Raw genomic sequence first — 939 nt, forward strand, 5'->3', positions numbered from 1 at the left:
GCATATGGCCTCTCGGCAGAGCAAAGGTGCGCCATGACGCTCGCTCTGTGACGGTCAATGCCCTGATCGGTGCAAGCGATTGGAGGTGATCGCGACAACGTGCCATATCAAGCTCAGATCGTCCGACTCCGCGCGCTCACGCCGCGCTCGTCTCGCGAACGAAGTGGGTCGGCGAAATAGCCCGCATGGCGAGTCGGGTAGGGATGAAGTCCAAAGACCGGACGACGCTCGGAATTTCATCCGACATGGGCGTGCGTCCAAGCGGCCTGCGCGACGGATCGGCAATCGGGACGGTGGCGAGAAGCTTGCGCGTGTAGGGATGCTCGGGCTTGGAGAACACCGAACGGCGATCGCCGATTTCCACGATCTCGCCGAGATACATCACCGCCACGCGGTGCGCGATCCTCTCCACGACGGCCATGTCATGGCTGATGAACAGGATCGCGATCCCCATCTCTTTCTGGAGATCCATCAGCAGATTGATCACCTGGGCCTGGATCGTCACGTCGAGCGAGGCGACGGCTTCATCCGCGATGATGAGCCGAGGATTGAGCGCCAATGCGCGTGCAATGCAAATGCGTTGGCGTTGTCCGCCGGAGAATGCATGCGGGTAGCGTTCGAGATGTTCGGGCGACAATTCGACTTTGGCCAACAAATCGGCAGCGCGTTCTCGAAGGACCTTGGTGGAGCCCTCGCGATGAACCCGCATGGGATCCATCAAGGCTTGGGCGATTGTCATGCGAGGGTTGAGGGACGAAAACGGATCCTGAAAGATCATTTGGGCTTCGCGCCGAAAGCGCGTCATCGCTTTACGCGATGCGCCGATCATTTCGACGCCATCGAAGCGCACGGAACCGGATTGAGCGCGCTCCAACTGCATGATGCTCCGCGCGACGGTCGATTTCCCGCAGCCGGATTCGCCCACGAGCGCCAACGTCT

General features: G+C 60.6%; 1 protein-coding gene. It reads right to left on the reverse strand.

Going from position 1 to position 939, the window contains the following annotated elements; genetic code table 11:
* Positions 1-136: 136 nt before the first annotated feature.
* On the reverse strand, positions 137-939 hold an 803-nt coding region (locus tag AC1DT3_RS22700), incomplete at its 5' end, for an ATP-binding cassette domain-containing protein (protein ID WP_477467424.1).

The sequence above is a fragment of the Microvirga sp. P4_G7 genome (genome assembly GCF_056401005.1).